The sequence below is a fragment of the Prosthecobacter debontii genome (assembly GCF_900167535.1).
Taxonomy (GTDB): domain Bacteria; phylum Verrucomicrobiota; class Verrucomicrobiia; order Verrucomicrobiales; family Verrucomicrobiaceae; genus Prosthecobacter; species Prosthecobacter debontii.
On sequence record NZ_FUYE01000003.1, the window covers coordinates 211,966 to 234,116 of the forward strand.

General features: G+C 57.2%; 19 protein-coding genes and 1 pseudogene. 7 read left to right on the forward strand and 13 right to left on the reverse strand.

The window, feature by feature from the left end; genetic code table 11:
• Nucleotides 1–35: 35 nt before the first annotated feature.
• A complete protein-coding gene (gene tyrS, locus B5D61_RS05745; protein WP_078812368.1) occupies nt 36–1,208 on the reverse strand; it encodes a tyrosine--tRNA ligase in 1,173 nt (390 codons plus the stop codon).
• A 188-nt stretch (nt 1,209–1,396) separates the two neighbouring features.
• Here tyrS and B5D61_RS05750 point away from each other — a divergent pair, with 188 nt between their 5' ends.
• Complete coding sequence (locus B5D61_RS05750) at nt 1,397–2,833, forward strand: sulfatase (RefSeq protein WP_078812369.1); 1,437 nt, start codon at nt 1,397–1,399, stop codon at nt 2,831–2,833.
• A 67-nt stretch (nt 2,834–2,900) separates the two neighbouring features.
• Nucleotides 2,901–3,896, forward strand: a complete 996-nt coding sequence (gene pdxA, locus B5D61_RS05755) for a 4-hydroxythreonine-4-phosphate dehydrogenase PdxA (protein ID WP_217698921.1) — start codon at nt 2,901–2,903, stop codon at nt 3,894–3,896.
• Nucleotides 3,897–3,904: 8 nt separating this feature from the next.
• Here pdxA and B5D61_RS05760 read toward each other — a convergent pair whose 3' ends face one another.
• The 3 genes from B5D61_RS05760 to B5D61_RS05770 form a co-directional block, all read right to left on the reverse strand.
• Nucleotides 3,905–5,683 carry an SLC13 family permease gene (locus B5D61_RS05760; protein ID WP_078812370.1) on the reverse strand — a complete coding sequence of 593 codons (1,779 nt, stop codon included), beginning with the start codon at nt 5,681–5,683 and terminating at the stop codon, nt 3,905–3,907.
• Nucleotides 5,673–7,391 (reverse strand): hypothetical protein, encoded by a 1,719-nt coding sequence (locus B5D61_RS05765; RefSeq protein ID WP_139373089.1) that lies wholly within the window; start codon nt 7,389–7,391, stop codon nt 5,673–5,675. Before B5D61_RS05765 ends, B5D61_RS05760 begins: the two co-directional genes overlap by 11 nt.
• Before the next feature lie 113 nt (nt 7,392–7,504).
• Nucleotides 7,505–8,200, reverse strand: coding sequence for an orotidine 5'-phosphate decarboxylase / HUMPS family protein (locus B5D61_RS05770; RefSeq protein WP_078812372.1), 696 nt, complete (start codon nt 8,198–8,200; stop codon nt 7,505–7,507).
• Between the two features lie 23 nt (nt 8,201–8,223).
• Here B5D61_RS05770 and B5D61_RS05775 point away from each other — a divergent pair, with 23 nt between their 5' ends.
• Nucleotides 8,224–9,090 (forward strand): AraC family transcriptional regulator, encoded by an 867-nt coding sequence (locus B5D61_RS05775; protein WP_217698922.1) that lies wholly within the window; start codon nt 8,224–8,226, stop codon nt 9,088–9,090.
• Between the two features lie 59 nt (nt 9,091–9,149).
• Nucleotides 9,150–10,145 (forward strand): malate dehydrogenase, encoded by a 996-nt coding sequence (locus B5D61_RS05780; RefSeq protein ID WP_078812373.1) that lies wholly within the window; start codon nt 9,150–9,152, stop codon nt 10,143–10,145.
• 238 nt (nt 10,146–10,383) lie between these two features.
• Here the strand turns inward: B5D61_RS05780 and B5D61_RS05785 are convergent, their stop codons facing one another.
• The 4 genes from B5D61_RS05785 to B5D61_RS05800 form a co-directional block, all read right to left on the reverse strand.
• Nucleotides 10,384–10,647, reverse strand: coding sequence for a hypothetical protein (locus tag B5D61_RS05785; protein ID WP_139373090.1), 264 nt, complete (start codon nt 10,645–10,647; stop codon nt 10,384–10,386).
• A gap of 197 nt (nt 10,648–10,844) precedes the next feature.
• The gene (locus B5D61_RS05790; protein ID WP_078812375.1) at nt 10,845–11,294 is read right to left on the reverse strand and encodes a cupin domain-containing protein; all 450 of its coding nucleotides are present in this window, start codon (nt 11,292–11,294) and stop codon (nt 10,845–10,847) included.
• A gap of 169 nt (nt 11,295–11,463) precedes the next feature.
• Nucleotides 11,464–12,459: a hypothetical protein gene (locus B5D61_RS05795; RefSeq protein WP_078812376.1), complete on the reverse strand. Its 996-nt coding sequence runs from the start codon at nt 12,457–12,459 to the stop codon at nt 11,464–11,466.
• 49 nt (nt 12,460–12,508) lie between these two features.
• The gene (locus B5D61_RS05800; protein ID WP_139373091.1) at nt 12,509–12,991 is read right to left on the reverse strand and encodes a hypothetical protein; all 483 of its coding nucleotides are present in this window, start codon (nt 12,989–12,991) and stop codon (nt 12,509–12,511) included.
• 31 nt (nt 12,992–13,022) lie between these two features.
• Here B5D61_RS05800 and B5D61_RS26970 point away from each other — a divergent pair, with 31 nt between their 5' ends.
• On the forward strand, nt 13,023–13,148 hold the full coding sequence (locus B5D61_RS26970; protein WP_281251750.1) for a hypothetical protein: 126 nt from the start codon (nt 13,023–13,025) through the stop codon (nt 13,146–13,148).
• Nucleotides 13,149–13,164: 16 nt separating this feature from the next.
• Here the strand turns inward: B5D61_RS26970 and B5D61_RS05805 are convergent, their stop codons facing one another.
• The 3 genes from B5D61_RS05805 to B5D61_RS05815 form a co-directional block, all read right to left on the reverse strand.
• Nucleotides 13,165–13,452 (reverse strand): hypothetical protein, encoded by a 288-nt coding sequence (locus B5D61_RS05805; protein WP_078812378.1) that lies wholly within the window; start codon nt 13,450–13,452, stop codon nt 13,165–13,167.
• 110 nt (nt 13,453–13,562) lie between these two features.
• Nucleotides 13,563–14,006, reverse strand: coding sequence for a hypothetical protein (locus tag B5D61_RS05810; protein WP_078812379.1), 444 nt, complete (start codon nt 14,004–14,006; stop codon nt 13,563–13,565).
• Nucleotides 14,007–14,164: 158 nt separating this feature from the next.
• Nucleotides 14,165–14,740, reverse strand: a complete 576-nt coding sequence (locus B5D61_RS05815; protein WP_078812380.1) for a hypothetical protein — start codon at nt 14,738–14,740, stop codon at nt 14,165–14,167.
• 688 nt (nt 14,741–15,428) lie between these two features.
• Between B5D61_RS05815 and B5D61_RS26790 the strand changes: the two genes are divergently transcribed.
• Nucleotides 15,429–16,484 carry a YifB family Mg chelatase-like AAA ATPase gene (locus tag B5D61_RS26790; RefSeq protein ID WP_078812381.1) on the forward strand — a complete coding sequence of 352 codons (1,056 nt, stop codon included), beginning with the start codon at nt 15,429–15,431 and terminating at the stop codon, nt 16,482–16,484.
• Between the two features lie 646 nt (nt 16,485–17,130).
• Here B5D61_RS26790 and B5D61_RS26795 read toward each other — a convergent pair.
• Nucleotides 17,131–17,967, reverse strand: a pseudogene (locus B5D61_RS26795) (recombinase family protein); the annotation flags it as partial.
• Nucleotides 17,968–18,083: 116 nt separating this feature from the next.
• On the opposite strand from B5D61_RS26795, the gene B5D61_RS05830 reads away from it, so the two are divergent.
• Entirely contained in the window at nt 18,084–19,073 is a 990-nt protein-coding gene (locus B5D61_RS05830; protein WP_078812383.1) for a hypothetical protein, read from the forward strand.
• A gap of 6 nt (nt 19,074–19,079) precedes the next feature.
• On the opposite strand, the gene B5D61_RS05835 is transcribed toward B5D61_RS05830, so the two are convergent.
• Nucleotides 19,080–22,148, reverse strand: a complete 3,069-nt coding sequence (locus B5D61_RS05835; RefSeq protein ID WP_078812384.1) for a type IV secretory system conjugative DNA transfer family protein — start codon at nt 22,146–22,148, stop codon at nt 19,080–19,082.
• Nucleotides 22,149–22,151: the final 3 nt, after the last annotated feature.

Below are 22,151 nucleotides of genomic sequence, written 5' to 3' on the forward strand. Positions count from 1 at the left end.
GGCATGATGAGTAAGAGTACAGATGCCAAAAGTGATCAAGCCAAACGCACACTACGCTTCTTGTCCAGCTTCAGCACGGCACCGCTTTCCCAAGCTGGCTCAGCTTTGGGATCGGATAGCTTCTCGCCATTGAGCTGGATGCTGCCGCCCTGGATGAGACGGCGGACGTCGCCTCCCGACATGGTCTGGTTGAAGACGGTCTGATACGCATGCTGGACGACGCCGAGGACATCACGACGATCCGCGAGAGTCAGGATGGGGAGCTCTACCTTATCCATATCTTTTTTGCTGAAGCGCAGATCCCAATCGTCACGGCATTCCTGAGCGGCAGCGGCATTGTGATAGAGAGTCACGCACTTGGCGGCGAGTTGCTTCTTGGCTTCCATCGGGTGCATGGAGGCATCGAACTCTTCGCCAAGCACCAGCAGGTAGTATTTGGCCATGAGTTCATCCGGGATGCTCATGAGCTTACCGAACATCTCCTTTGGCGCATCGGTCAGGCCCACGTAGTTGCCCAGGGACTTGGACATCTTCTTCACGCCATCCAGACCTTCCAGCAAGGGCAGGGTCATGCAGACCTGAGGCTCCATGCCTTCTTCTTTCTGGAGGTCACGGCCTACCAAAATGTTAAACAACTGATCACTGCCGCCGATCTCGACATCGGACTTTACGACCACGCTGTCCCAGCCCTGCATGATCGGGTATTGGATCTCATGCAGACGCACCTCGGTGCCATTGGCCACGCGATTTTTGAAATCCTCACGCTGAAGCATCTGCTGGAGTGTCACACGGGCATTCAGCTTGATCACCTCCATGAAGGGCATCTCCTTGAACCAGGCGCCGTTGAAGACGACTTCGGTCTTGTCTTTATCCAGCACCACAAAGGCCTGATCCGTGTAGGTCTTGGCATTGGCCACCACGTCGTCATAGGTGAGGGGTGGGCGGGTGGTGGAGCGACCGCTGGGGTCACCAATCATGGCGGTGAAGTCCCCAATGATGAGCACGATCTGATGGCCCAACTCCTGGAACTGACGCAGCTTTCTCAAAGCCACCGCATGCCCCAAATGGATATCGGGAGAGGTCGGATCCACGCCCAATTTGATGCGCAGGGGCTTACCTTTGGCCAATTTCGCAGCAAGCTCTTTCTCACTGTGAATGGTCACGGTGCCACGTTTGAGGATATCGAGTTGTTCTTGGACGGAAAGCATGGTTGGGCGGGAAAAAGCGAAAGGGGAAGAGTGTAAAATGAACAGCTTGGAGCAAATGACAAATCAGCAAAATGGCGCGAGGTCGCATTTCCGTCGTTTTCCTGCCACGCAGTTGCCTGCAATAACCGCGGCAAAAGATCTGTTTTCAGCGTCACTCTGACCCCGTATTCGTGCGATCTGGAGTTCTTATGAAAAAGCTCATCCTTCTCACTCTCCTCCTGCCTTGTTTGAGTCTGGCGGCTGAAGCCGAAAAGCCGAATGTGCTCTTCATTGCCGTGGATGATCTGGGCAATGTCCTGGGCTCCGCAAGCCAGCCAGCGGTGCAGACGCCCAATCTGGAAAGACTCGCGGCAAAGGGCATTCGCTTCGAGCGCGCCTACAATCAAATCCCCTTATGCAACCCCAGCCGCGCCTCGATTTTGTCCGGCCTAAGGCCGGATCAAACGCAAGTTTTCGATCTCAGCCGCCATTTTCGTGACGCCGTGCCTGAGGTGGTCACTCTACCTCAGCTTTTCCGGCAATCGGGTTGGGCCGTGCATCGGGTCGGAAAGATTTATCATTACGATGTGCCTAAGGGCATCGGCACCGATGGGCTGGATGACAAGCCCTCCTGGGACAGCGTGAGCAATCCCAAAGGCAGAGACGTAACGGACGAAGCCCTCATCACCAATCCGACGCCTGAAAAACCTGTGAGTGCAGCCCTGAGTTGGCTGGCCGCCGAGGGTACCGATGAAGAACAAACGGATGGCATGGTCGCCACCGAAGCGATTCGCTTGTTGGAGCAAAATCGTGATCGCCCTTTTTTCCTCGGGGTCGGTTTTTTCCGTCCCCACACACCCTTTGTGGCACCGAAGAAATACTTCGATCTGTATCCCCTCGATTCCATTTCACTCCCCGATGCACCTCCCGATGATCGGACGGATATCCCCTCAGCAGCTTTTGCGCACAACAATCCGACCCCTAATTATGGGCTCGACGAACTGACCTGCCGAAAAGCCCTCCAAGCCTATTGCGCTTGTGTCTCCTTTGTGGATGCACAGGTCGGCCGAGTGCTGGAGGCCCTGAAGCGGCTGGAGCTAGCCGACAAGACGATCATCGTCTTCTGGAGTGATCACGGCTATCACCTGGGGGAGCATCAAGGAATCTGGCAAAAGCGCACCTTGTTTGAAGAATCTGCCCGGGCTCCCTTCATCGTTCACTGGCCTCAGGCGGCGGGCAACGGCAAGCTATGTGAGCGTATCGTGGAGTTCGTGGATATTTATCCCACGGTCTGCGACCTTGCGGGGTTACCCCTCCCCTCGCATCTGGCGGGACGCAGCTTGAGACCTTTGCTGGAAAATCCTGAGCAAGCTTGGCCGTATGCGGCGGTGACGCAGATCCTGCGTCCTGGTGATGGCCAACCCCTCATGGGCCGGAGCATCCGCACGGAACACTGGCGCTACACCGAGTGGGATGAAGGCCGCGCAGGCGTCGAGCTCTACGATCATGACAAAGATCCGATGGAGTTTACGAACCTCGCCACCACTCCCCAAGCAGCGCCCATTGTGGATGAACTGAAGCAGCAGCTCCAGAAGACCGCTTCCGGTGCGGTGCCAACGTTCCCGTTCGATCTCAAACGGCTCTAAGATGGCCCACTTTGCCTTGTTGACGGATGGGTGAGTGCTCCGCATAGCTGACTCTCTCATCTCCCACATGCGTAAACCACTCATCGCCATCACCATGGGCGACCCTGCCGGGGTCGGCCCCGAGATCTGTCTTCAGCTCCTGGCCAACGATGCCGTCACACGATTGGCCACCCCCGTGATCTTTGGCGATGCCCGGCTCCTCGCTCGTTGCGCCCGGCAAACGGGGCTCCCAGCTCCTAAGCGCATCGTTTCCGAAATCGAATGGGGTGAGGTCTGTCAGACTCTGGATGAACCTGCGGTGCTGGATGTGTTTGGCTTTGATGCCGCAGATTTCCAACCCGGCAAAGTTTCCGCAAAAACAGGAGCTGCCGCCTATCGCTACATCGAAAAAAGCATCGACGCGGCGAAGTCAGGTCAGGTCGCGGCGGTCGCAACAGCCCCCATCAACAAAGAAGCCCTACGGGCCGCAGGCATCCTTCATCCGGGCCACACCGAGATCTTTGCCGAAAAGATGGAGGCGACCCGCTCCTGCATGACCTTCTTCTCTGAAGAAATGGTGTGCAGCCTCGTCACCATTCACATCGGCTACCAAGACGTCGTTCCAGCGCTGAGTACAGAACGCATTTTGGAAGTCATCGAGCTCACCGCAGCCGCTGTGCAAAAAAAGTTGGGCCGTAAACCCAAGCTGGCGGTCTGTGGCCTCAATCCCCATGCGGGTGAGCATGGGCTGTTTGGCCAAGGCGAAGAGGAAAAGATCATCGAACCAGCCATCGCCGAAGCCAAAAAACGCGGGCATACCATTGAGGGTCCCCTTCCACCCGACACGGCGTTCATCGCCTCCAAACGTAAAGTCGTCGATGCCTACATCTGTATGTACCACGACCAGGCTCTCATTCCCCTGAAAGCCCTGGCCTTTGATACCGCCGTCAATACCACCCTCGGCCTGTCTGTGCCGCGCACCAGCGTGGATCACGGCACGGCATGCGACATTGCTTGGCAGGGCAAGGCCAATGGCGGCAGTCTGGTGGAGGCTGTACTTTTAGCGGCCAAGATGGCTTCTTGAAGCACCTACTACCCGGGATAGAACGACCAAAACTTTGGAATGAAAAACACCGCAATTCCCCAGAACAAGAGGTTCAGGGGAATACCGACTTTGAGGAAGTCGCTGAACCGATAGCCCCCCGCATTGTAAACCATCGTGTTGGTTTGATAGCCAATCGGTGTGGCAAAACTGGTGGAGGCGGCGACGGTGACGGCGACGAGGAAAGGCTTCGGGTCCATGCCCATGCTATGGGCGGTGGTGATGGCGATGGGGGCCATGAGAACGGCGGCTCCGTTGTTGCTCATGCACTCGGTGAGAATGGCTGTGACCAGATACAAGGCGGCGAGCATGCTGGTGGGACTATCCTTTCCGGCGAAGTTCAGTGCAAAGTCTGCCACCGCCTGTGCGGCACCTGTTTTCTGCATGGCGACCCCCAAAGGAAGGATACCCGCGAGCATGACCAGCACCCGCCAATCCACGGCTGCATAGGCCTGATCCGGACGCAGGTTACGGAAGATCAACAGCGCCAAGACACCCAGCAAAGCGCATACCAAAATGGGTAAGACCTCCAGGGCCGCCAAAGCCACAACCATGGCCATGACGAAAAACGCGAAAGGGGCCTTGTGCCGATGAAGCGAGGAGCTTTCCAATTCATTGAGAATGAGCAGACCTTCCTCACTGCGGAGGCGGTCGATGCCTTCCCGGTCTCCCAGCAAAAGGAGCGCGTCTCCAAAACGCAGGCGCAGGGTGCCGAGTTTTTCCCTCACCACCTGTCCTGTACGTTGCACGGCTAGGGCGATCACGCCTGTGCGCCGCCCGAGGCGCAGCTCTTCCAGAGTCCGTCCTGCGTACGAGGATGCCGCAGGCACGATGGCCTCACAAAGCTGGAGATCGGTGGTGCGCAGGGCCTCGTCCTTGAGCTTGAACTCAGGCTCGATTTCGATTCTCAGGGCGCTTTTTGCCGCCATGAGCTTGGCCGCTTGGCCGCGCACCAACAGCAGGTCATTGGTCATGATGATCTGACTGACCGTGGCGAGGAGAATCTGTTTACCACGCCGGATCTCCAGCACGCTGACATCATATTCCCGGGACAGAGGTGTTGCGCCGATGCTCTGACCGATCAAGGGGGAGTCCTCCATGACACGCAGCTCAGTGACATATTCACCGAGCTGATAGGTATCCGTGAGTTGAGCGGAGCGTCTGTGGGGCAGCAGCCAGTGGCCTAAACCGAGGAGAAAGGCCATGCCAGCTACCGTCAGGATCAATCCGAGCGGAGCGAACTCAAACATGCTGAATCCGCCGGTGTTGGCTTCCAGGGCGATGGAATTCACCAGCAGATTTGTCGAAGTGCCGATCAAGGTGCATACCCCTCCGAACTGAGCGGCGAAACTCAGAGGAATGAGCACCCGCGAGGCGGGCACCTTCCGAGCGGCTGCCGCCGCGAATATCAGGGGCAAGAAGACCGCGACGGCCGCAGTGTTATTGACGAAGGCGGACACTGGGGCCACGCACAGCATCACCAGAAAGCACAGCATTCCCGTTCCGCCCCCACCACGCGCGAGCAAACGCCCGATGGAAGAGAGAGCGCCCGTCTTCTCCAACGCAGCACTCAAGATGAACATGCAGGCGACGGTGATCACTGCGGGGTTGGAGAATCCGGCGATGCCCTCCTCCACCGTGACGACCTGACAGCCCAGCAGTACGCCTGTCACCAGAAGCGCCACGATATCGACAGGTAGCTTCTCTGTAGCAAATAGAACCACCGCACCAACCAAGGTGACTAACGTCACAATCAGATCAAATTCCATAGACTGGGTGAGTAGGATCCCCCTGGTGGACTGTGATCTGGCTAAAGGGAATCGTCCAGTGGTTCTCGTTGCAGGCGTCCACACAAATGCGTTGGATGGCGCGGGCTAAGAAAGCATACTTTTGCGCCACACTCCCGTTGAAATCGGCAAGGATCGTGTAGTTCAGGGAGGAACTGGCGGCTTCACTGAAATCCACACTGACATTTTTCAGATGATCAGCTCCAACCAGATGGCGAAGCTCCTGCTCCAGACGCGCCTTGAGTTTGGCTGGCACCTCCGTCGTGCTGATGGTCTGGTGCTTGTAGTCGATGCCAAAGATGCTCTTAACGCGAAAATTCTTGGTCAGATTTTCGGGGCAAAGTTCCAGGAAATCAGGGGTGGGATAGGTTCGACGGCTGCCTCCGAGTAAGACGAGCTGCACCCAGTCGGGGGACTGGGTCACCACTTTGCCATGGGTGCCGTCACGCAGGGAAACCCAATCATCGACTTCGCAGGGGAACCACACTTCATTCTCATGGGGACGAGATACCAGCGGTAGCAGATCCCGAATGGGTAGGCGAATGTGCCCACCCTCGAGCGTTGGATTGTACAGACTGGAGAAGACACCCACGCTACGCACCTCCCACGGCAGCCCGTTGTAGATCACTCGCTCACCCTCGCGAACAGAACCCAGATTCAGGAGCAGTTTCACCTGCTCATACATCGCAGGTAGCGTTTGTTTGCCGGTCCAGGCAACGCCGATCAAAAAGAGAATCGCAACCCCCAGCAGCACCCAATCCCCAGCCAGATAAAACACGATGAGGATGGCGAACATGGACAGGAGAAAAGTGGCCGCGTGAAAAGAGACCATCACCAAGCGCATGCTGAAGGTGCGGTTCTTACGACTCAGCGCAGGCAGCTTCTCCAGTCTGCGCCAGAGGAGATGCATGGCGACAAAGATGAAACCACTGGTTAGCAAAGCCAGCATCAGATTGAGACCTCTTTGCTTGAAGAAACTGCTGACGATGTCTTTCAAGGTGCCGAAGACGCCGCTGCGTTTACCCTCCACCTCGGCCAGTTTATACTCCGTGACGGCCAATTCAGTCTCGGTCTCGTTTTGACGCTTTTGCCAAGTCGTGAGCAATTCTCTGAGAAGAGGTGACAGCAACTCATCACGGTCTTCCTGGATTTGCTCCTCGATCCGTTTCACTGCCTGCCGCGTGACCATGGAGCGCTCCCGCAGGGTCGTGACCTCGCGGCGCAATCCCTCCACCTCACGGGGAGCCGCAGTCAGTTGCTTGAGCTCCTGGACGATCGGTAACAGCAGATCACGTGTCTCACTCTGTAGATCCACGGCCTCACTCGTGGCGCCATTGAAAGACACGGGATCAATCCCCGTGACGACAAATTCGAGGTCTTTCAAAAGGTTCTCGCGCTTTTCCGCCAGTAGTTTGACTCGTGCTTCCGTCTGCTCCTTTTCATCTGGGGCCAGGGTGGTAATGAGCTTGGTGCGTTCGGTCTTGAGATCGGCTTCAACCTGACGGATGGAGGTTTCCAGGGCGTCAAGGGCAGCACGAGAGCTCCCTTGGCTCGCGACCTCAGGAGCCGTCACCTTTTGATCGGCTTCAAGCTGCCCAGCCAGCCTACTGATCCCACTGATGCAGAAAACGCCTCCAATGATCCACGGGTAGAGACATGACAGACGAGTGGGAAAAAAACGAGTCAGCATGAAACCATTAAAGCACAATTTCACCCCTGCCTCACGCCCCAAGTACTGAAACATCCGCCCCGTGTTCCCGCAGCCATCACAACATTGAGCAAGCCGCCTGAACAGCAGACGGCCTACCGCACCACAGTCTGGGCATGGACGGCTTCACAAATCATTCTCAAGGAGCTCTCCAGATTGCCATCGGCGGTTTTGAAAGAATCTGCATCAATGGTTAGGGGTGCGCCTAACACCACCAGAGGCGCTCCATATTGGGGGCACTGAATGGCTTGTTCTAAGCTCAGGCCACCCACCGCCTGCACAGGCACCTTCACCGCATTTACCACCTCGCGCAGTTGATCCAGCGGGCTGGGCATGCGGTGGCCTGCAGCCGCAATGCCGCGGCGCTCATCATAACCGATGTGGTGGATGATGTAGTCGCAGCCTAGGTCTTCGAGAAATTTGGCCCCTTCTACCATGTCCGGGCACACCATATTATCCCCCATGACCTTACAGCCAAAGTCGGCCCCTGCCTTGACCACACATTTGATGGTTTCCGCATGAGCCCGTGCCATCACCACCACATGCGTCGCCCCGGCTTTGGCCATCATCTCGGCCTCCAAGTAACCTCCATCCATCGTTTTCAGGTCGGCCACAATGGGGATGTCTGGGAAGGCCTTGCGCAGGGCGCGCACACCGTGCAGACCCTCCGCTAAAATCAACGGTGTGCCTGCCTCCAGCCAGTCCACGCCCGCCCGCAAGGCCATGGCAGCAGTTTCGAGAGCTTCATCAATGTTGGTAAGGTCGAGGGAGATTTGAACGATTGGCTTCATGGCGGTGACTGGAGGATTGCAGATTGATTTACACAATCCCGAGCATCATCGTCACGACAAAGATGATGCGAAATGCGACACTGCTCAAACCACGCCCTCTCCAGCGGCGTTCAGCGACCGTGATCAAACGCTGGCAGCAGGAGAGGCAACGCTGGTTAGGCACGCTAGCGCCCACCTCCTTATTTCATCCCCTTTTCGACCACATCCCCGGCGTACATTTTTTTGCCAAAAACCGTGAAGGTCATCTCATGTTTGCCAGTGAAGGCCTCCGCCAGCGCTACTCCATCCAGGATGAATCCGACATCCTGGGGATGACCGACTTTGACCTCAACCCAGGCACCATGGCTCAAGCCTATGTGGAGGATGACGGTCAACTCCTCCAGGGCAAAACTCAACGCATCGAACGTGTCGAACTCTGGTGGGATCGTCAGGGCATGCCTGACTGGTTCCTCGTGATCAAGCTACCCATCCTCGATAAAACCGATCAGATCCAAGGGGTCATGGGTCTGCTTCGCCGGCCTGATGAAGCCGAGCGACGTCTCCCCATTTTTCAGACCGTTGCGCAAGCAGTGGAGATCATTCGGCGCGACTATGCCAAACCGTTGCTGGTCGAGGATATTGCCGTCTCCTGTGGTCAGTCCCTGCGACAACTGCAGAGGCGGTTCCAAGCTTCCTTCGGGATCTCCCCTCAAGAGTTCCTATTGAAAACCCGTGTTCTCGCTGCTGCCCAGCTTTTGGATACCTCCGCGCTCTCGGTGGCTGAAATCGCTCGCTGCTGTGGCTTTGCCGATCAAGGGGCCTTTACGCAGCATTTCCGTCGGCGCACGGGATTAACCCCCACGAGCTACCGACAGAAAAAAGCTCCCCTCGAGCCCATTAATAAGCTCTAGGAGGCTCATATTTTGGTTGCCCTCTGGCCCCCCCTGCGAATCGTTCAGGTTCCCATACCATGAGCAAAGCCCCCATCACAGTTGCAGTCACCGGTGCCGCCGGTCAGATCGGTTATTCCCTTCTTTTCCGCATCGCATCCGGAGCACTTTTCGGCGCCGATCAGCCCGTGAACTTGCGTCTCATTGAGCGCAATGATGAAAAGGCCATGAAAGGCCTCACGGGCGTCTGCATGGAACTCGACGACTGTGCTTTCCCCCTACTGAACAGCGTGCACCCCACCTGTGACATCGACGACGGCTTCACCGGCGTGAACTGGGCCCTCCTGGTCGGTTCCGTCCCACGGGGTCCAGGTATGGAGCGTAAAGACCTCCTCAGCATCAATGGCAAAATCTTCACCGGCCAAGGTCAGGCCATCGAGAAAAACGCCGCTAGCGACGTGCGCGTGCTCGTAGTGGGTAACCCCTGCAACACCAATTGCTTGATCGCCATGAATAGCGCCAAGAGCATCCCGACCGACCGCTGGTTCGCCATGACCCGCCTGGATGAAAACCGCGCTAAGAGCCAGCTCGCCGCCAAGGCCGGTGTCCACAGCACCGCTGTCACCAACATGACCATCTGGGGCAACCACAGCGCCACCCAGTATCCCGACTTCTTCAACGCCAAGATCAACGGCAAACCCGCCACTGACTCCATCAGCGACACCGAGTGGCTGCAGGGCCCTTTCATCAGCACCGTGCAGAAGCGTGGTGCTGCCATCATCGAGGCTCGCGGTCTTTCCTCCGCCGCCTCCGCTGCCAATGCCGCTTGCGACACCGTTTACAGCCTCACCCGCCCCACCCCAGCCAGCGACTGGACCAGCGTCGCCGTCTGCTCCGATGGCAGCTACGGCATCGAAAAAGGCCTCATGTTCTCCTTCCCGATCCGCACCGACGGTAGCAAGTGGGAGATCGTCCAAGACGTGCCCGTCAATGAGTTCAGCCAAGCCAAGATCAAGGCCACCGAAGACGAGCTCAAAGAAGAGCGCGCTGCTGTGACCGAACTCGGTCTCATTTGATGGATCTCTCCACGGAGAGCCCAAACAGACCCGTCCTCCTTGTCTTTCCTCCAAGCCACCCAGGCCCAGCCTCGGGTGGCTTTTTCTTAGATTCGATATGGCTAGACAGGTGGAGTACAGGCTGAGGGATGAAGTTCGCATCTCCCGACTCAAATCAGGGCTATCGAGTATCTTAATGGATCTTGTGGCCCAACAAGAAGGTATCGAGGGGAGCGCGCAGGCTCATCGCCGCCGTGGATCATGTCACCTCATAGCCAAAACTTTCGAGCTGCATCCGCAACTTCTCAAAACCGGAGGTCCAAAAGAACACTGAGGCCCAGAACACGACGAACTCCGGCAGCTCATCCTGAGTGTGCTCGATGCGCAACCCCACCGAGAACCACCCCCGATGCCTGTGCAATCCCCGGATGCAGCTCCGTGGAAAGTGATACTCACGACCGAGACACGTGACACGCAGCGCCTCGCGCATCGCCGGAAAGCTTGGCCAGTGGAAAGCTTGCATAAAAGCCATCGGTTATCATTCCGCCCGTTTGGGTAAACGTCGTCATATTCGATTTGCGGGCTAACGTTTCAGATCAGAGACCGAGCAGTTGGCGCGGAGCGTGCGCAGCACGATCCGTGACAATCAATCGTGTTCCCTCTAGCACTTCGTTAGGCTCATTGACGTCAATGCATAGAATCGGGTCTACAGAGATACGATTATGAGCTTACCGGAGGTAGAAACTCGAGACCATATCTGTCCGCGATTTCCATCACGCGAGGGATTGCTTGTTCTTGCGGGCTCAGCCTGCCCACTTCATCGAAAAATTCCTCAAAACCTGCCGGGGTAATGGTCACCACCATCCGACCTGGATTGCGGCCCACACAACGATAAGCGTGCGGCACTCCACGCGGTGCAAATATCGTCGCGCCCTTTGTGGCCTTAAAGGCCTGCCCACCGCAGGTAAATTCATATTCACCTTCGATAATCTGAAATGTCTCATCTTCCCGATGATGAATATGCGGAGGCGGACCCTCGTCGGGCTTATCGATCGATTCTATCACGCTTAAAGCGCCGCCTGTATCGCGTCCGTGGAGACGGATCGTGATGGCATTTCCGATAACATTGACTAACTTCCCTTCGGCGAACGGAATGTGGATGGGGTTCATGTGAGGGTTCAGAAATATGTTCGAGTCTGCCGAACGTCGAAGTCCTCTCACACCTGCCCGGGGGCGAGGCTTCGACTGTGGGATGAGGGTGAAATGGTCGTGACGGATTGAATTCGCGGCGGGCAGGTATTGAGAGCGACGCCTTGTTCGCCTTTCTGTTTCTTTGGATTTAGGTAGATTGAGAGCTCTGAACTGCCTCAAGAAACTTCTCCTCGCATCGAATCAATCGATCATAGGAGTCGTTGTCGAATGGTGCAGATCGTCCACTGCAATTGTAGGCTGTCTTTGCGGCGTTCTCTGCGACATAGGCAAAGATTGAATCCAAATCAGTCTTCCCATGCGCTTCATTCGCAAGGGTGATATTGACTCGGATCGCGTTGAACTGATCGTGGGCCTCATACCACCGGCTAGGATCTCGAAGGATGGCAACCAGACGATCATATTCAGGCCGCACCGATACAAATGGCAAGTTGCTCTCCATGATCGTCAATACGCGCAATGCGTGATCCGATGTGTAGGTGATCATTTTGTGGCGAACGTCTCGGATCAGGCGACGGCGAGTGCAAGACGTTGCTGACATGACTGATAGCCTTCGAGCCGTTGCCTCCAGCGTTTTGTTCGCCCCCGTTTGGCTGGTGGCCTTCTTCGGTTCCTTTTTCTGCTTCAGTATCTCACGAACTCGGTCAAGCACAGTAGCCTTCGGCTGAAATGTCATCGGAAATCTTTGTTCTGGAGCCGAATACCATTCGATCTTGTCATCCTTCAAGGGGCGAAGCGAAAGGTTCCAATTCGCACCCACCCACAAGTCACCATCTCGCCTCAAAAACGCCAAATACAGACCAGCAGCTAAGTGGCACTGAGCACAGATGAATGTCTCATCTCCAAATAGAGTAAAAGCATCTGGTATAGTTCCCGCAACCCACTCTACAACCTTAGCTCCAGCACTCCTGCGGTATGTCCAAGTCGCCCCCTTCTGATCGCTATCAACCGGCTCGGACAATTGGATGATGGCAATGGCAGTGGATTGAGTGACGAGTTGAGGCTCGGTCTGAAAATATGCCTTCGCGGCTGCGTCATTTCGCACCACGAACAAAGCGACGAGAAGAGTGATGATCGACTTCACACTGTGCATGACGGCGGTGGACTTGGTTGCTTGGTCGAACATCTAAGCTGTGGCGGCGGTGAGCGCAAGACTCCGTTCATGCGACAGGCAGCTACGAGCCGTTGCCACCAGTGTTTTGTTCGGCCTCGTCAGTTAGGCTGATATGGTCATCTTGAGTCTGGTATGGTTGCCCTCCGACAGGCCAGTAGAGCAAAGAGAACGTCGCCAGAAAAAATGCTGGCAGTGCAACAAAGGAATGAAGCCGCGAGGCTGTGACTGTGTCCCCAACAGAGTTGGTGTATGTGTATGGCTCTTGCATCCCAAGGAAACGCCCAAAAACGAGGACCACGATGGATGCAATGAGAACGGACGCAGCAGGCCTTCTGCCAGAATACCATATCTTCGCAAACCAAGGCATCTTACGGCACAGGCCGAGAACTAGCACAATGGGAAGCGAGATGGCCAATAGCAAGCTCGCAACGAAAGGTGCGCCGATCAACGACATGATGCTGTCGTAGTCGTCAAACAGCTTCAGGCAGAAGAAAATGCTCCACAACATGACCGAAGTAAGTAAGTAGCGTGGTTTCTGAATCACGAGCGGCTCCGTTGGTTGGGCGAACTAGTTGATGAAAAACAATTCTGTCGAGGATGTCAACAGTGTGATGGACCACTGTTTGGGCGAGTCCGAACGAGTTTACAACTCCATGGATGTCTCTTTTGGCATAGATACCGCCGATAAGCAACATTACTGACGGTTATGACGCCACCTCATATCTGCACAAACGCCGTATCGAGATGATACTCGCCTGAACGACAACCCAGCACGCGGACAAAGTAGGCGTCAAGCCACTCCGTAACAGGCTCCACTTCAAACGGAGTGACTTCGAAAGTCGCGAACTTGTTCTCTTCCCAACAATTGAGCTTTGTCGAAATCAACGACAGCCCGAGTTTGCTGAGCCTTTCCTCGGGGTTATCTGAGTACGGATAAGCAGCGTTGACGGTCTGATCGAACACTTGCACCCATTGTTCGGAATCACCCGCAACTTCAAATGTCACACAGGTATCGGGAGCCCCTTCGACCACTTTTTGAAGAGTAAGACGAATCTACGCGAGTGGCTGTCTGTCACTGCCCTTCGAATCCGCCCCGGAACGAACCATGGATTGTCCTAAATCGGCGCTTCACGATCAATTCGTTCTCGACGCTCAATCAAGCCTTCGACCATTTCAATTATTTCGTCAGGTACGGCTTGATCTGCGACCGTAACTCGAAGGATCTCCATCAATTCGTTTCGGACTACCGCGTCCAGATTTGAGCTCAAGATTCGATTGATCATCAAAACGCCATTGTAAGACGGCTTGCGTCTCACGGACGCCTTCAACGCTGGGAGATAGTTGGGATAGTAGCGCTCAACGTGATGAACGAGTGTTCCTGGTGCACCGCAATCCGCATCAGGAGCTGTCTCGAAAAATTCAAAAATGGCCGGATAGACGGAGTCAGCAATCTCAGGTGCGAGTTGCTCAACCAATTGATCGACATGAAGCACAAACTCGTCCACATAAGGATCAAGGCGCATCAATTGGTTTCGAAAATCGTCGGTGTTTGTGATCATTGTCTTCTTCAGTGGACAGGTGGCTTATGGCAAATCTGTCGACATGCCAGCAGCCCAATCTCCGACAGCTTTCGGTATCATTCTGTTACTCGCAATGATGTTTTTACAGATGCCCGCACATGGCTCGGCGTTGTCTGTTTGCATTGCCGAGTTGACCATTAGTAATCATGGGTCCACCACTCAAAGATAACCTGCCCTGCTCGGACGACGATGAAACCTTTGCCGATTCGCTCCGAAGTTTGGAGTGAATCAAATTGGAACAATTGATCTCCGGGAAGGATCTCGCGCCGCAAGCGGATGAGTTCGGGAGCGTCTTTCAGAAGTTCTGTGATCGCCTCCTTATAGTAAGCGCGTGGCATCATCCCGCTGCCTTTAACTCCGTCGATGATCCACGGGTTGCTCTTGTCAGACTGGATCTGCGAGAGTGCGATGATTTGCTGAATGCGCTCAGTGTGGATCATCGATTCCAGTTCCTCAAGAGACAGCCTTTTGGAAATCCACGCCGGTTTCACGGTCGATCCCTGATATTTAGGGACGTCACTCGGCTCCGCCGCTTGGATGGTGTCGGCACCAAGTCCGGCTAACCAAATGAATGGAACCAAAAATATCTGATTGGTAAAACGCGCACGGCAACACCTCACTCGCTGATGATGATGCGCTACAAGTCCTTTGAGTCCGTCAAAGAACGCGATGACCGGCCGTTTTGCCGAGTGCCAACAGGTCTGCGACTTCATGATCACCACTTTGACAAAAACACCGTCGTTAGGCAATCCAAGGTTCGAGGAGCAGAGGAAGTTGTCCGTTGGATGCCTGTCGAGAGGCTGCGCAGGCGGAGAGATGGGAGAGCGAGTATGGCGAAACCTACTCGCCTCATTTTCTAAGGATGGGGGGAGGCCATGGAAACGGGTGTGTGTTTGTTCCACAGGGGAATTGGGGATGACTTCATGATCACAAACGTTTAAACCTCCCTCGGACTTCGACGCGGTTACCCGCACACGGAGTGTGCGGACCACTTTGCTGTGCCATGCGGCGGTCAGAGCCTGCCCACGCGACTTGGCACCTGCTTTTGCAGAAGTTAACCCAACCTGATCGGGGCATGAGTAGGGAGACCAAACAGCGTTCTTGGATGGATGGAAATGATAAGGGACCGGGAGGCGCCGTTAAAACAAGGTGTGAGGGCAGCTTGCCTCATGATGACGGCAGGATCACCGCAGTCTCGGGACCGGTGCCGTCACGAGGTGTGCGTTAGGTATTCCCAGCGGAAGTTTTGTAGACAAAGTGAAAAAGGTCTACAAAACGGGATTCACGATCCTGCCCAGGCAGGCGGCGTTGAGAGCGCGTTTGGAGAAATCGCATGAGGATCATAGGTCGATTCACCCTCGGACTTGCATTCCGATCATCCTAGGGTTGGATCTAGCCACCATGGTTGCCCGCACCTACTCTGCCACCCTCCTCGGCGTCAATGCCATTGAGGTGGAAATCGAGTCTTTCGACAGTGGCGGGAACCCCAAGATGTTCATCGTCGGGCTACCGGATGCCTCGGTGAAAGAGAGTCGGGAGCGGGTGACGGCAGCGATTTCCTCCTGCGGGTTTGCCCTGAATGAGGGCACGACCACAGTAAACCTTGCGCCAGCGGATTTGAAAAAGGAGGGCCCAGGGTTTGACCTGCCCATCGCCATCTCGCTGATCGCGCATCGGGTGAAGATCCCCATCCGCATCCTGGCGGAAACGGCGATGGTGGGGGAGCTAGCACTGAATGGAGAACTGCGACCCGTGCGCGGTCTGCTGGCAATCGCGCTGGAGGCCCGAGCACGCGGACGCAAGCGACTGCTGGTGCCGAAACGAGCCGCCACGGAAGCCAGTGTGGTGGCGGGGATCGACATCATCGGCGTGAGTCACCTGCGGGAGGTGGTGGAGTATCTGAAGGGCGAGATCGAACTCGCTCCCGAGCCTTGCCGTGCCACGGAGTTCTTCGCTGCGGCAGCTCACTACGACATCGACTTTGCCGATGTGAAAGGTCAAGGCGATGCCAAGCGCGCCATCGAAGTGGCCGTGGCCGGTGGACATAACATCCTGATGGTAGGTCCACCGGGAACCGGGAAATCGATGATCGCCAAACGAGTGGGCACGATCATGCCCTCCATGACGGAGGAGGAAGCCATCGAGACCACCAAGATTCACAGTGTGGGAGGTCTACTCAGTGAAAAGCAGGCCTTTGTCGCGACAAGGCCTTTTCGTTCCCCTCACCACACGATCAGTGATGCGGGGCTGCTCGGCGGCGGCACCAATCCTGGGCCCGGGGAAGTGAGCCTGTCGCACAATGGAGTCCTCTTTCTGGATGAGCTGCCCGAGTTTCGCCGCAGCACGCTGGAGGTGATGCGCCAGCCTCTGGAGGATGGAAAAGTGACAATCTCGCGGGCCGTGGGTTCCGTGACATTTCCCGCATCCTTTTTGTTAGTCTCTGCCATGAATCCTTGACGCTACATTGCCCTTTTTCAGCTTCTTGAAATGAGGGAAAGTGAATCATTTCAATGATGACTTCCTCGTTCCCGACGGTGATCGTCCGTGCGATGAGGTTCACGATGTCGCGTTTCTCCGTGTTCGATAGGCCGGGCCATCGTTCATAGAGATTGGTCGCCTCGGCGGCTAGCTGCTCCTGGCTCAGGCCGTCCACCTGCAAGAGGGCGATCTGCGCCTCGACCTGCGGCAGCTCGGCTTCGAGCTGTTTGCGCCGCTCGGTTGCAGGGCCGTCCATTTCGCCGAAACGCTCGGCTGTGATTTTCCTCGCCATGTAGAGCTTCAGGATGTGCTCCGACTCCTCTCGCAGCCGCGCTATGTCCTGCCGCATCGTCTGGGCGAGCGCCTGCTTCTCGCGCAAGCCGTCGCTGACGCGCTCGATGTAGTGCTTGAGTGTGTCAGGGTTAACGCAGTAGTCGCGGACGTGCTCGCGGAAGAGGTGCTCTAGGTCGTCGCAAGGTATGCGATGACGGCACTTCGAGCATACATACTTTGGTGAGTTGCTGAAGACATACATCTTCCCGCCGCACGCGCAGCGAACCGCGCCTGTGAAGATGTGGTCGGACAACTTACCGGGCTTCTGGCGGGATGCGCGGCGGCTGTCGAGAATGTCATTGCACTGCTGCCAAAGCTCCACAGAGACAATCGGCTCGACGCTCGTATAAACGTGCTCGCTCTCCGGCTTCAGCTCCCACTTGCGGCCAAGGTTCTTGGTGAAGTTGCTGCGGTATAGCCCCTTGGAGGTTGGGTCGCGGATTAGGCGCTCGACACTGGTATCGCTCCACTTGCTGCCGTCGCGCGTGCGATGCCCGCGTTCGTTCAGGAGCCGTGCAACCGTCTTGCGGCGCTTGTGCTCGGCGAAGAGTTCGTAGATGAGGCGGCGCACGGGCGCTTCCTTCGGGTCGGGGCGCAGCCGCTTGTCGTCCCAGACGTAGCCGAAAGACGCGCGGCCTCCGAGGGGTTTGCCGAGCTTCGCCCTTACGGCGACGGAGGCGCGAACGCGGTCAACGATCTCCTCGCGCTCCCACTGCGCCATCGCCGCCACCATGTTGTAGAAGAGGCGTCCTGAAGGGGTACTCGTGTCGATGCTCTCCTGGAGCGACACGAGGTCGGCATTGTGGGCGCGGAAGTAATCCGAGAAATCCATTAGCTCGCGGGCGTTGCGAGTGAGGCGGGCGAGCTTCGAGAATACCAGCGCGGCAATGTGGCCGCGCTTCACGTCGGCCATCATCCGCCGCGTCTCCGGGTGGTCCATGACTGCTTTGCCTGACACCCCGGCGAGGTCGTATGTCTCAACCACTTCCCAGTCTTTCGCGGCGCAGTAGTGCTCGGCGCGTGCGCGGTGGTGCTCCGGGCTGTCGCCTTGTGCCTGATCTTCGGTCGAGACGCGAATCCAGACGCCGACTCGCTTGGCTCCAGATTGTAAAAAAGGCAATGCGGGCATAGCTACAGACAATAGCGAGCTTGTTCTTTCTTCAATCTAAAACTTGGCTATTCACGGATGGTGAAATCAGCCGAAGGCGGTTGCGTGGAGCAAGAATATCCACTCAAATAGAGCGCATGGCGTTTCGGAAACCATTTGATCGGCTGCGGGGCACCCGCACTATCACGATTAAGCTGCCCGTTGATTCGGAGGGCTTCTTGGATCGGCAGTGCGCCAGCGAGGAATGTCGCGGCGTCTTCAAGGTCGCCGAGGGCAGTTGGAAGGATCACGTCAAAGATGAGGTCGTTTTTTGCCCTTTCTGTCGGCATCAGGACAAGGCAGAGGAATGGAACACTGAGGAGCAAAACCGCTATGTTCGACGCAAGGCTAAAGAATTGGTCGAGCGCGAAGTTCACGGAATGCTGAAAGAGTGGGCGAAAGACTTTAATTCGACCCAGCGAAGCGGCGGGCTGATCAGCATGTCGATGTCGGTAAAGCCACAGGTTAACTCCTGGGTATTCCCGGCGCGCTTCGCTGAGGCTATGAAGCAGAAGATAGCTTGCGAAGCATGCGGGTGTGTTTTCGCGTCAATTGGTGCTGCTTACTTTTGTCCTGCCTGCGGCCACAATTCGGTGCTCCGAACTTTCTCAGAAACGCTGAAAACCATTCGTGGAACGCTCGCGGCCATATCCGCCCTCTCGGCGGCGATTGGCGATGGAGACAAGGATCATGCAGTAGATGTCGCGCGTCTCTTGGTCGAACAAAGCTTGGTCCGGGTGGTGGGTGGATTTGAGAGATTCTCAGAGGCGCGGTTCCAGCAGGTTTCTGGTGGTAGTGAGTTCAAGCGAGGGGCCTTCCAGCGCCTTGGAGATGCCTCCGATCTCTGGGAGAAGATTGGTCGTCGCCGATACGATCAGGTCCTTTCCTCTTCTGACATGGCGTTTCTTGGGAAGATGCTTCAGAAGCGTCATTTGCTAGCGCACAGAGAGGGGGTTGTGGACAGCGATTACCTGAAGAAGACCAACGATCCGAGCATCGCCGTTGGCCAGCGTATTCGCCTCAAAGAAGCTGATGTTATCCGCGTCTGCGAACTGCTTGAAGTTTTGGCAAGGGAGCTGGGCAAGTAAGCCTGGTTACTGCGCCGCCTCGCCGTCGCCTTTTGCCCGTCTTGACGAGCTTGCCAAAATCTTTGCGGCAGCCGCCTCGCGCTCCTTCGCCTCTTCCGGTGATATGTGAACGGTCGTCGTCCTCACCGTCCAGCCTTTGTGCCGCACCTGCTTGTCGGGCATCGGCTCTTGTGGAGGCTCGGCCAGCACAAAGTTCTGAAGGTGCTCGTTGAAGCCGTCGCGGAGGAAGAATCGCAGGCGGTCGCCGTGCTGGTGGCCAAAGGAGACGCGGGCTGCCGCCTCAATTTTCGCGAGCTTACCCGATTCTGCGGCTACGACGGCAACCTGCGAAACTCCCGCCCTGAGGCATTTTCCAATGTTGCGCAGCTCGTAGTCGAGTGTGTTGGTAACGGTAATTTCCACGGCTATCGTGAACCCCTCACGTTCGAGCAATAGGTCCGTGCATTCGAGCGTGCCGGGGAGCTGCTTCTCGATGGTGGCCCTGAAGCCGAGCGATTCGGCGATAGACTTGAACTCTCTCTGCAAGTTTCGGTGATCTTCGCCGCCGCGCCCAAGCTCAGCGGGCACGGCGGGTGCCACCTTGGCCGCTGGTGGCTCAGGGTCCGGAGCTTCTTCATCCGATCTCGGTGCCGTCACATCGTCGCGGCTGTGCTCTGGCTCCACCCCCGGCTCGTCCGCATAGGTCGCCGCCGCCTCGTGCGCCGCTGCGTCCGCCTCGGAGTTTGGCGTTCCGTAGGCTGCCCTTGATCGGGCAACGGCCTCGTCTCGACCGGCGTAGTCCGTTCCCTCGAACCGTCCCAGCTCGGGGAGGGTAGCGATGTTGAAGTCGGCGTCGCTCCGCTCGACGCGGCACACCGCCTCACCTACGCTGAGGTTTTGCAGCTCCCGCGCCTCGAAGTGCGAGAAGCCGTCGGCGAGCGCCCGAGCATCTTGGTCACCCACGCGGAACACGATGCGCGTGCAGGCGCTCGAATCTAGCGCACCGGCAACCTGCGGCTCCGCCTTGAGTTGGCTCAAGCCCTGGTGGGAGAGGATGAGTCCGAGGCGGTACTTGCGCGCCCCTGACAGAATTTCCGCCATCGACGGCGTGAGGAAATTCGCCGCCTCGTCCACATAGAGGAAGAACGGGTTGCGGTCTTCCTCGCGCATCCGCTGGCGGGCCATAGCCATTTGCTGAAACTTCGAGACGAGGAGCGTGCCGATGAGGTGGGCGTTCTCCGCGCCGATCTGCCCCTGCGGCAGCTTCGCGATGAAAATCTTGCCGCTGTCGAGGATGTCGGCGAAGTCGAGCTTGTTCACCCGCTGCGACACCATGCGCCGGACAGGTTTGCGCGAGAGCAGCTTCTCAAGCCGGGTAACCACGGGGCCGATTGACCGCGTTCCGCCGAGCTGCGGGAACCCCTTCTTCCAGTAGAAGACCACATCCGGGTCTTGGACCGTTTTCAGGAACTCGTTCCGGGTGCCCGCGTCGAGCAGGAAGTTTTTCAGGTCGGCGATGGTGCCGCCGCGCGAGCTTTCGAGGAAGGCGAGAATGGCGTGGTGAAGCACGCTCTCCATTTGCTCCCCCCAGCTTGAAGATTGTCGGCGGAACACCGCCACGAGATCAGAGGCGATCAGGTCTTTCTCGAAGTCGCTGTGCGCGGCGAGGATATTGAACCCAACGGAGAACTCTTCGTCGGTCGGGTCAACGACCACGACATCGCCGAGCCGGTCTCGTGGGACAAAATCGAGGACTCTCTCGGCGAGGTCGCCGTGGGGGTCCAGGAGACCGCACCCGAAACCGTTCTCGATGTCCTGCCTAATGCAGTTGAACAGGAATGTCGTCTTGCCGTAGCCAGAGCCGCCGATGATGTGCGTGTGCCGGACGCGGTGATCCATGCGCAACCAGACGGGAGATTCCTGGCCCGCATGCTGATTGACGCCAAGCAGGAGGTCGGCCTGCTCAGAGAGGTGGGCGGGCGCGGGCCGCGTGCGCCCGGTGTCGCGTCGAAGCTTTGACGATACGACGGCGCTCGTGGGCAGGTGAACGAAGCCGGTCAGCTCCTCCGCGTTGAGAAGCATTCCCGTCCGTCGGCTCTGGCGGCGGAGAATATCCTCTTCGTGCGCTTCGGCTGGGTACTCGTCGTCGGAAACAGGTATCAGTTCGTTGCCGCCAATTTGGGAAAAGGAGCGAAGGCACGATGCCATGTTTAGGCACAATCCGTGCGCCCGCTCGCGGTCGTCGGCAAACACCGCGATCCGTACCACGGCGGCGAAAAGAGGCGAGCGTATTTTCTCTCGCGCCTGCTTCACCAACTCGGGTCGGTTCGCGAAAAACGGCCCTCCCGTATTGTCGGTCACGGCGCGGAGGATGCTCTCCGCCCATGCGTGGCGCGTCGGCTCGAAGACGACCTGGAACACCGCGAGTTCCTGTGGCGCGAGGTCAGACATTGCCGCTGCCATGCTCACGAAGATGTCGCTCCTAGGCAGGGCGAGCGGGACCATGCAGAGATCGGAGAGTCCAAGCTCGACGACCGCCATTTGTGGCCCCGCTTCGCGCCACCGCTGGTGCAGGTAGTCGTTTTGCGGGACTACTTCGGCTCCGGGGAAGTGCGCGGCAATCTGCTGAGTGAGCAGCGGGGCGTCGGCGATCCCTGCGGCAAACTGCGCGACGATCTCCCTTGCGCTCCCTACCAGCTCGAAAGCCACGGGTTCGCGGCAAGATGACAGCGACAGGAACCATGACTCCATTGTGTCGCGGCTGATGCCCTTGATGTCCGGCAAGGTAATCTGCGCCTCGGTCATCTCGCCGCGCTCTTCGTAGAACGGCCCTGGCTCGTTATCGGTCGTATGCTCGGATGCCTGCGCCGCTGGTTCCGGCGATAGGAGGCGGCTCACGCCGCCTAAGAATCGGCTTCCAATGGTCTCGTGGCGTCCGTCATCTGCGGGCGGAGAGCCATTCTGAGAAACGAAGTGGCCGAAGAATGGGCGGAACGGCGGTTCAATAGAAACTGGTGCGTCGTAGTGCTGCCAGCCGCGTCCCCGCAGCTCCCAGCGGTAGAACTGGTCGGTCAGCGCTTTGTCGATCCATCCCATAGA